The following is a 10,826-nucleotide window of genomic DNA, read 5'->3' as shown; positions in this document are numbered from 1 at the left end:
CTTTCAATGCTAAAATTAAACTGTTCAGAGCAAACCTAAGAGGCGTAGCTGACAAGAGGTTCTTCCTTTTCCGCATTGCTAAACTATATGCGTATCCCCACTAAAAAGCTACTGACTCCATATCTGTCCTACCCCGTTATTGGGGGGACTTCACACAAAATAAGCCGAAACCGAACTGTCCCAATAAAGAGTATATTCAGAAAATCATTCTTGATAAACAAACAGAGTTACAACAACGAATGTTAGAGTTCAACTCTGAACAGAAAGAATATACTACCACTACTCTGCTCAATGACGAAAACAAAAGATTTGAACTGAAAACTGTCTGTCAATTCTATCAAGAACAAATCGAACAATGCAAAGTTTTGTGTAAATAAGAAATACGGAACTCATTTTTGAATCCCGTATTTTCCATTTACACAAAATATTTTATAGTTCCATATTTTTTATAATAGCTAATCCTCCCTATCTTATCTGTTCAAATGAAATACTTTCATTCTTATTAGAGCTATCTCACATTAGCGTAGAGAATGAAAGTTTTATTTTTATTTCTGTATCTTGACGCAACGTATCAAACTGGAATTAGCACGACTATTATTCGAATTCAGTTTGACATCATCTTTACCAAGAGTTAGATGTACAGAATTCGCGGCCTTCTCTCTATCAGTAGAACTACACCAATAATAACCATTAGTATCTGCTGCAGTTAATTTTCCATTCTTGCGACTACGCCATCCTCCTATCGGATACCACCAGTTTTGTCCGCTATCATCCACCATAACATATCCCTTACTCCATTCTGCTGCAGCAAAAATACTTGAAGTTTTATCGTAACCTTCGCTGGCTCCCATCCATGTATCATTAGGAGCTACCATATAACCTTCTGGACTCGGGTCATATATAGATTTTGTAAGATTGGATGCTTTCGGATAAGTATATCCCTCTGGATTTCCCCATAATGCCCAATCAGCATAGTATAGCCAGTCGTAAGCACAATAATAAGGTGGATTAGCTGTATTGCTTTTACTCCGAGAATACATAATGAACTTTGTTGGATTTTGTATGGCATATTTCACATTGCCTGTACTTTCTCCACCTTTAACTGTAGCAAAAGCAACTTCTCCGACTTCATTGTACATTTTGGCATTACTATTTTTTCCATACTCCCCTGTACCTACAAACGGATCTTTCCGTCCCCATTGATAAAGTAATCCTATAGAAGAACGTTCTCCAGGAATAACGGAAGTCGCTCCTAAATTTCTGTCAAGTACAGTATAGCTATTTCCCTTTACATTCATACCCAAATGCTGTTCCTTGACCTCTGTCACCCAAATATGGAATGACCACAAAATCTTAGCATCTTCCGTTTTAGGATCATCCTTGTCATAAATAGCTATCACTGCATTCCCTGGTCGTCCGTCAAGATTTACAGTAAATGATTTACGATCTGAAGAGAGTGTTACTCCCTTTACAAAATCAGAAGAAACATCATTCCACAATTGTGCAGCAGACAACGGTAAATAATTATCTCCTGCCGAGATATTCTCATATGCATAAACAGGACTAGTAGTATAATAGGCAGCACAATTCACTGTAACAGAGAGCTGTCCCGGTGGTACTATCACACAATTAGAGGTACCATAATAATAAGTCCACATTTCCCAATCTATATTATCAAGCGTTGCAGTAAGTACTTTACCTGCTTCTATAGATTTTCCTGTTAAATCAAGGCTATACGTTCCTCCTCCTTTCGGAGCCACAAGCATCACATCCAATTTCCCAGTAAATGTTTGCGGAGGTAGAACAATAATAGCTTCATTATTCTCAGTTATATCAATATTTCCTTTTAAAACGACTTCACGAGACATATTTTCCTTAGTGATAATATTACCACTTTCCAAATCCAATTCTATACATCCAGCCATTATATCATCCGATTCTGATTTCAAAACGACAGATGATATAGAAGCAAATTCCTGATTGGCAGGTATTATCAATTTTAACGCACCCAATGCCGGTTTCAATTTCAAATCCGCCAATCCTTCATTATCAGCAACGGCATAATACGGACACGCTGCTACATCAACTCCACCAGTACGGTAAATCTGGTCCTTGGGCATGTTAAACTTCATTCGCTCCTCTTGCAGCTGTACGCTTAAAGGATAATATACCGTATATTTTTCCTCGGCAGGCACTTCATATAAACTAACCAACCCTTTTGACAAGACTTGTACCTCTTTACCATTAATACCGATTTTTCCACCGGAAGGAATATTCAAAGCAAAAGCTTCATCACCTTCTACTTTTATATGAAAAGAATTAGGTTGTTCTATAAAGACTTCCTCCATTTTTTCTTCGGTACAACCAACTACTGCCATTACTCCGGCAAATAGCAGGTATTTCATCAATAACTTTATCATATAAAAATTATTTATCCAATCTTTCATCAAGCGTAAATATATAATTCTCAATATTGGTATATCCGTTTTCTGCCATTTGTGAAGCATCGTCCGGATTATTCTTATCCAAACCATATCCGTCTTCAAACTCATCAGGCATACCGTCACCATCAGTATCTGAGAGGTTCACTCCAGATTCTATTTCACCTACACCACCTAAAGGAAACTGTTGTGTATCTTGTTCATTTTGGATTATAGTCCCTTTTTCTCCCAATGAAGTCAGTTCTCCGATAAGATAAGTATCCACCTGATCGCGCACAGGTAGACTTGCACCAACATATTTCACAATCCATTCATACGCTTTTTCGGCATCCAATTGTTGAGAAATAGTAGGAAATATTTCCGGACACGTAGCAAGAAAAGTCGGATTACCAGAACAAAGTTCTTCCCAATTGACCGCAGGAAGTATTTCTACCCCATTCAAAACACCATTCTTATCTTCATCATAAAAGTTTCCAACACAATAAGTATTAAAACGTTCATTTCCACCGATAAACGGTTTGGTTGGTGACATATCAACTAATTCCACCTTTATGCTGCCATCTTCCTGACGTACATTCTGCCAGTTAACCACAGGACCTTTAATAAAATAGTTATTTTCAATTGAAGTCAACGAACTGCCTTCAGAATCACCACTCATGTTATACGCAGCGCCACTTCCCCAATTATATACAACATTATTCACGAATTGGTTCAGCCCCTTAACTTTCGGATTACGAGTCTTGTTATCAATATAAAGGTTACGAAACAATGTGATTCCATTTTCAAGATCGGTTTGCATCAATCCACCACAAGAATGATTCTGTAATCCCTGTCCAATAATAGAATTCTGTATAGTTATGTTACGTGCCGTAGTACTGTTTATAGAAAAATTCTCATCACGTCCCCACGTTACAGACAAGTGATCAAATATCATATTTTCTCCATCAGCCACTCCCGCGGCATCCTTGCCATCAGAACCTTTAATTCCCATACGAATACGCAAATGACGACATATTAAATTATCTGCATCCGTAAACGATACACGATTACCATACAATACAATACCATCACCGGGAGCCGTCTGCCCGGCTATCGTCAGATTTTTTGAGAAAATCAATGTCGACTTTAGGTTTATGATACCAGCTACATCAAATACAATAATACGGTCAGACTTACTCACTGCATCTCGAAAAGAACCTTCACCATCATCATTAAGATTAGTAACGTGATATATTTCTCCACCACGTCCACCTGTAGCATATCGTCCAAAACCTTCTGCACCAGGAAAGGCAAGCACCTCACCATAATCGGGAAACTTTCCGGAATCTCCTTTGACATATACTTCTTTTGTGTTTATTTCTTCAGTGCATCCAATACAAGCCAACAACATACTTAAAAGAAAAGTCTTCGTCATTTTCATACTTTCAATAATATTAGAGGTTAATAAAAAGCGTGGTCTCAAACTGCGCTATAAATGCCACAGTCACAAAACCACGCTCCAGTCTATGAGAAGTTTGCTATCAATAGCCAGGTAATTGAGTTAGATTTGGATTATCTATCAAAGGATGTCCACTAGATTTTGCAGCAAACGGACATAATTCAGAAAAGTTCTCCTTGAAACCATAAAATAATCCATCAGAACCATCCCCTTTATCAATCCAAGCAGGATAAGAACCTCCATTTTCCTCCGAACCGGTAGGCTGTTGATAAATAATCTTACCTACTTGTATCTTACCTCTAGCAGATTTGGCAAATCCAACAACAGCTTGTCCTTTCATATTGAACTCACTGCTGAAAGCTTCAAACATTGCCCTAGGATACCATTTATCCTGCGAAGTTACACTAACATCATGATTCTTCACAATTTCAATCAGTTTTGTTTCATAATCACTATACTGCTTTTCGTCTTCTGGAATATTTTTTACTGTAGCTATCTCCGTAGGATCTGTCAGTTCAATATAATCTATGGCAAGGAACTTATCACCGTACTTTTGACCGTCTTCCTGATATTTATACAATCTATATTTCGGCACATTGGCATATGCACCCTTACGATCGGATAAGTCTTTCATATCCTGCTTGGCCTGATTCAACTCCTTGGCCAAACGTCCCATACGAGTCAAATCACTACGAAGAGTAAATTCGCCCGCAAATTCCCACTTACGTTCCTGCACAAGCGCATCCTCAAAACCTTGCTGATCGGTTGGAATAGGCAACTCACCCACTCCGGCACGGGTACGTACTTCCTTCAAGGCAGCTTCAGCCTCGGGAGTAGGACCGTTATTCAAGTAATTCTCCGTTTCAGCATACATCAAAAGTACATCTGAATAACGTATAAGCGGAATATTGATATTTCTTTGGCTTGCAGCTTGCGGTTCCACACACCATTGGATACGACACTTACCCAATAGTATAGAAGAATAAGTAGTACCGGTATCAATCCATGGTCCTTTTTTACCGCCATCTTTGGGATAGATACTATATGAAGTACATGTTACATCCCGACGAGTATCCTTTTTATCAAATGAAAGATAATAAGTTGGCAGAACAAACTGTAATGTCTTGCGTGAACCATATGTTCCATTATAAGAACCTGGCTGCAGATAAAGTCCGAATTCCGAATTGGTCTTGTCACCATATTCTGCCAATTGCCAAATCATTTCAGATTCAGTCTCCGTAAGTTTACGCTGGCAATGATTATACCACAGATATTGGAAACCACTCATTCCGTCTTTTCCCTGTACCAATGAGTTCTTTCCATGTTCTTTGATTTGAAAGCATGCATCATTCGCAATTTCATATAATTCCTTAACACGTGTAGCATCATCCCGACGAGCCATTTTCAAAGTTGCAGGATCATTTGTCTCCAAATCCCAGCGCAATGAATAACCTCCTGCATAAAGAGCAATACGTGCCAGCAATGCATATGCTCCTTGTTTGGTAAGACGCTCGGTCGAAGTATAACCGCTCTCCTCGTACCAAGGTAACCATTCTGTAGCCTGTTGCAAATCCGAAACAATTTGGTCATATATACCATCACGAGGTGAACGTTTCGGATAAAAACGGTTCTCATCATTTGCATCCATTTCTTCCAAGGGAACATATACAGCAGGTACATCTCCATAGATACGTATCAAGTTGTGGTAACAGAATGCACGAATGGCCAATGCTTCACCTAACAATTGATTTCGCTTCACAGTTTCGGGCATCTTCTTCAAACGGCTGATAGCGACATTTGTTGATTCAATAATACGGTATCCCTCTTTAAAGATAGTTGTAACAGTGGTAGGAACCAATGGGTCAAAATCATAATTACATGCCTTGTATTTACTACTGAAACCATCCTCTGCCGTATGCACTACCGTTTCACCCATACCAAGATTATAAAACATCTCCTTGTGTATAAGCCCTCTGTAACACCCTTGTACAAACAAATCCGCTTTTGCCTCATTCTCAAATATATAATCAACATCGTCAGAGGTATAAGACTCCATTTCCAGCCAATCAGTGCATGATGTCATGCTCATACCCAACGAAAAACTGAGTATTGCCACCATAACCAGTTTCTTTTTCAAACCAGCCCATTTAAATATTTTGCTATTCATATTCTTTTTCTAATTAAAACGTTAAATTAAGACCAACAACATAACTTCTTGAACGGGGATATGCGGAACTGTCATATCCCGGAGTAGTAACCACGTTATCCTTAGCCGCTCTCACCTCAGGATCATAGCCTGAATATCCGGTAAGTGTAGCCACATTGTTAGCTGTAAAATAAATACGGGCATTGGAAATCATCGCTTTCTTCAACCACGTTTTCGGCAAGGTATACCCCAATGTAATCTGAGCCAACCGCAAGTAAGAACCGTCTTCAACAAAATAAGAAGAAGGATAGAAACCCCATTCCTTGTTATTTTTAGTCAATCCCCAAATACGTGCAGAACCATCGGGGTTCATTTCCTGCATACGTGACAGCGTTGCCTGTTTTCCGGTAGAAGGATCTACTACACGGTAATAGTTACTGAATTCCTGTGGAATATTCTCAAATATAGAATAAGTAGTTAAGCTCTGTTTATTTGCATTATAGATATCCTGGCCAATGGCAAATTTCAAGAAAACACTTAAATCAAAACCTTTATAAGTAAACGTATTATTGAAACCGCCGATACAATCTGGAGTTCCATTACCGATTTTCACATTTTTCTTAGTAAATATAGGATTCCCTTCTTCGTCTACATCATCGGCTGCATACTTAATATCACCTGGTTGAGGAGTTCCCGACTTAGGCTTCACAATTCCTTCACGCAAAGTCAGTTTACCATCTTTTCCCTCAATGAAATCCTCCGCTGTATAAATACCTTCATATTTATAACCGTACATTTCACCTAAAGCTTCGCCGACTGTTGCATAGTAGGTAACCATACCAGAACGGGAATCACCTGCACTGAATGTCTTTTCAGTTTGTCCTTGTTCCAACGCTACTACTTTTGATTTATTAAAAGACAAATTCAAATCACTTGTCCAACTGAAGTTTTTAGTTCGGATATTCACTGTATTCAGAGTGACTTCCCAACCTCTGTTGCGCATCTTACCTACATTTTGATATTGTGTAGAATAACCTGTAGAAGATGGAACAACACAGTTCAATAACAAGTCATTCGCTTGATTATTATACCATTCAGCTGTCAAATTTACTCTGCTATTGAATAAAGATACATCAAGACCAACATTGGTAGCTACTTGCGTCTCCCATTTCAATTCCGGGTTACCCAACTGCGTACCTAATACATAAGCAGGATTAGTCATTACATTATTCATAGGGTAAGAGGTCAATGAAACATTAGTGCGGTAAGAGAAGCTTCCCACGCCATTGTTACCTGTAGTACCATAACCAACACGCAATTTCAAACTATTGACAACATCATTGATACGATTCTCTTTCCAGAAACTTTCTTCAGAAATTCTCCATGCAACTGAAGCTGAAGGAAAAACTCCCCACTGGTGTCCTTTGGCAAATTTAGAAGAACCATCGGCACGAAGAGTTGCAGTCAGCAAATAACGTTCATCAAATGTATAGTTAGCGCGTAAGAAAGCAGAGACGATTCCACTATGCCCATGACCTGATTTCTTTTCTTCTACATTTCCCAATGAAATATCATCAATTCCATGGTTAGGATAGGGCATCTGCTTCACGCTGATAGAATTGCTTTCATCTTCACTATAACTCACTTCGTGACCCAATAAAAGATTTACCTTATGCTTCTTTGCAAAAGTCTGATTATAGTTCAAAGTATTCGTTATCTGATAAGAATAAGATTCACTATTTCCTATGCTTCCCGTCATACCCGTATTAACCGGGTCCATCAGGTAACCGGTAGAGCGTTCATCGGAAAATGAAGTGGATTTACTGCTATTCCATCTGTAGCTTCCGGCAATGCGGTAAGTAAAGTGTTTCAGAAAGTCAAACTCCAAACCAGCATTTACAGAAAACATACGAGAACGTTTATTGGAAGTAGAAGCTTCGTTCTGTATCAAAGGGTTAGAAGCCGTATAGGAACTCTCAGCTCCACGAAAATCTACATAGGTCTGCTCTGTCAACATTTGGTCACGGGTAAAGTAAGTACCACCGCTGATAGGTTGACGTAATACATACTTCATACCAGAATAACTGCCGCCGCCATCTACACTCTTGTTATTAAACATTGCGTTGACATCCAAGCGAATTCCTTTATAAAGTTCTGAATTGATTTTTGCACGGAAAGCACTTTTATTGGCTGAATGATTGGCAAGCAAACCATCCTGTCCATTATAATTATAACTCAACATCACCTGAGTCTTTTCCGTTCCGGTAGAGATATTTACATTATGGCTCTGCGTCATGGCATATCCACCGAATACTTCATCCTGCCAGTCAATAGAAGATGCATCAGCGTAACGCTCATGTATACGGTCATATACACCCGTATAAAAACCTGCGGCATCTGTAGCCATGCCATCATCATAAAAAGCACTCCACGTAGGAGTAATACCTGTCAACTCAGCAAACTCATACTGGTATTTCACAAAATCTTCTACATTAGACATTAAATCTAATTTTTTAGCTAACTTATCGAAAGAAAAATAGGTATTATAAGAAACTTGTGTCTTACCTTTCTTACCAGATTTAGTAGTAATCAAAATAATACCATTGGAACCGCGAGCACCATAAATAGCTGTCGAAGAAGCATCTTTCAGTACGTCAATACTTTCAATGTCATTAATATCAATATTATCAAGAGCACTTCCCATCTCAAATCCATCTACAATATAAAGAGGTTCAGTACTTTGAGTCAATGACATACCACCACGAATGGTAATGTTGGCACCTGCACCTGGAGCACCACTCTCTGTTACGATATTTACACCGGCAGCTTTTCCTTGCAACGCCTGCATCGCGGTTGTTACCGGTACATTAGCTAATTCTTTACCACCTACCGATGAAATAGCACCTGTCAAATCTTTACGCTTCACCTTGGCATAACCAATAGCTACTACTTCTTCCAACATCACGGAAGACTCTTTCAACGTAACCTTATAATCAGTAGGTGTACCCAATCTGATTACAGCATCATCATATCCGATAAATTTAATCACCAAATCTCTAGCGGAAGAAGGTACTGAGATCCTGAACTTGCCATCCATATCAGTTATCGTACCGATAGAACTGTTGCCCTTTACTGTGACAGAAGCACCAATCACCACATCAACGGCGTCTCGAACCGTACCGGTAATTGTTCTATTTTGGGCAAAAATGCCGAGAGAACAGCCTGTTAACAGAAACATCAACAGACAAAGTTTTTTGTGTAGAATTCTCATAGTTTAACAATATAATTTTTAATTAATAATATAACAATCCAGCTAAAATGTCATAAAATAAATATAAGATTAACGATATTCAAGCACTGTGTTCGAACACAATATCTGTATTGCAAAGATGATGCATTCTTAAAATTATTTATATATTACATTTGATACAAAGACTTTCTCTTTTGATTTTTATTATGATTTAGAGTAATGCAAATAGAATAGTGTACAAAAAGCATTAGTTCTGCCAAATGCAGGCTACCTAACATTTAAGAAGCTAAGTTCAGGCATTTCAAAAGAATTATCATCACAAGCAAATTTATTTCATCCGAACTAATACAAATAACCGATAACTTATATTTCGAGATTGATAAAATATCTATCTTTGCCGCAAATCTAACTGCAAACTACAAATGAACATGCACATTCCTTCCCGGCAGAACATATTTCGTGAAATGCGGGATTATTTAATGATTGCTTTAGGCATGATTATGTATGGTATCGGGTGGACAGTATTCCTGCTCCCCAACGATATTACCACAGGCGGAGTACCAGGTATTGCCTCACTGGTATATTTTGCAACAGGACTGCCGGTACAATATGTTTATTTCGGCATCAACTTCCTACTGTTATTGCTTGCTATCCGTATTTTAGGATGGAAGTTCAGCATTAAAACAATTTTTGCCGTTTTTACCCTGACTTCCTTTCTGCCAATCATTCAGCAACTGACAGACGGCGTTCACCTACTGAACGACCAGCCTTTCATGGCATGTGTCATCGGAGCATCTTTCTGTGGCGGCGGTATCGGCATTGCTTTCTCTTCAAACGGAAGTACGGGCGGAACGGATATTATCGCCGCTATCATCAACAAATACAGGGACATTACACTGGGACGGGTCATGCTGTTTTGTGACCTTATCATTATCTCTTCCAGCTACTTCGTGCTGAAAGACTGGGAAAAAGTAGTATACGGCTACGTCACCCTATACATCTGTAGTTTCGTTCTGGATCAAGTAGTAAATAGTGCGCGCCAATCCGTGCAGTTTTTCATCATCAGCGAAAAGTATGAGGAGATAGCCAGACATATCAATGTGTATCCTCACCGCGGCGCAACAGTTATAAATGCTTCCGGATTCTATACCGGCAAGGAAATAAAAATACTGTTTGTACTTGCCAAAAAACGGGAATCAACCATTATCTTCCGGCTGATAAAAGACATAGACCCGAATGCCTTTGTGTCACAAAGTCAGGTAATCGGAGTATACGGAGAAGGATTCGACAAAATCAAAGTAAAATAAAAATCAAACATGAAGAATTAAGTATGAAAATTAAGTATAAGAGATAAGGAAAGCTACACTGCCCCTCTGATACTCTACATTAGCTTAGCTTCTGTAAGCCTTATTATTTTATACCTTATACTTAATTAACGTGAGTTCGAAATAAGAATAAATATATTTCACTTATAATTAGAAACATAGCGATAAAAGTATTAAATTTATAGTGCTGAATTATAACATTTAAACGATTACCACTATGTTTCCA

General features: G+C 38.5%; 5 protein-coding genes and 2 pseudogenes. 3 read left to right on the top strand and 4 right to left on the bottom strand.

Going from position 1 to position 10,826, the window contains the following annotated elements; translation table 11 throughout:
* A pseudogene (locus H8S52_RS20220) lies at positions 1-104 on the top strand (DDE transposase); the annotation flags it as partial.
* Positions 105-119: 15 nt separating this feature from the next.
* A pseudogene (locus H8S52_RS20085) lies at positions 120-356 on the top strand (site-specific integrase); the annotation flags it as partial.
* A gap of 189 nt (positions 357-545) precedes the next feature.
* On the opposite strand, the gene H8S52_RS18965 reads toward H8S52_RS20085, so the two are convergent.
* The 4 genes from H8S52_RS18965 to H8S52_RS18950 all read right to left on the bottom strand — a co-directional run bounded on the left by H8S52_RS18965 (position 546) and on the right by H8S52_RS18950 (position 9,296).
* Entirely contained in the window at positions 546-2,420 is a 1,875-nt protein-coding gene (locus H8S52_RS18965) for a hypothetical protein (protein WP_186910379.1), read from the bottom strand.
* 7 nt (positions 2,421-2,427) lie between these two features.
* Positions 2,428-3,861: a polysaccharide lyase family 1 protein gene (locus H8S52_RS18960; RefSeq protein ID WP_117857257.1), complete on the bottom strand. Its 1,434-nt coding sequence runs from the start codon at positions 3,859-3,861 to the stop codon at positions 2,428-2,430.
* A 100-nt stretch (positions 3,862-3,961) separates the two neighbouring features.
* Positions 3,962-6,046: a RagB/SusD family nutrient uptake outer membrane protein gene (locus H8S52_RS18955; protein ID WP_016661522.1), complete on the bottom strand. Its 2,085-nt coding sequence runs from the start codon at positions 6,044-6,046 to the stop codon at positions 3,962-3,964.
* Positions 6,047-6,059: 13 nt separating this feature from the next.
* The gene (locus H8S52_RS18950; protein WP_034535895.1) at positions 6,060-9,296 is read right to left on the bottom strand and encodes a TonB-dependent receptor; all 3,237 of its coding nucleotides are present in this window, start codon (positions 9,294-9,296) and stop codon (positions 6,060-6,062) included.
* 401 nt (positions 9,297-9,697) lie between these two features.
* On the opposite strand from H8S52_RS18950, the gene H8S52_RS18945 reads away from it, so the two are divergent.
* Positions 9,698-10,582 (top strand): YitT family protein, encoded by an 885-nt coding sequence (locus H8S52_RS18945; RefSeq protein WP_016661524.1) that lies wholly within the window; start codon positions 9,698-9,700, stop codon positions 10,580-10,582.
* The last annotated feature ends 244 nt before the right edge of the window (positions 10,583-10,826 follow it).

Origin of the sequence: Bacteroides sp. NSJ-48 (assembly GCF_014287405.1) — a bacterium.
Lineage (GTDB): Bacteria > Bacteroidota > Bacteroidia > Bacteroidales > Bacteroidaceae > Bacteroides > Bacteroides stercoris.
The sequence above is the reverse complement of the archived record's forward strand: the minus strand, read 5'-3'. Positions and strand labels throughout refer to the sequence as shown.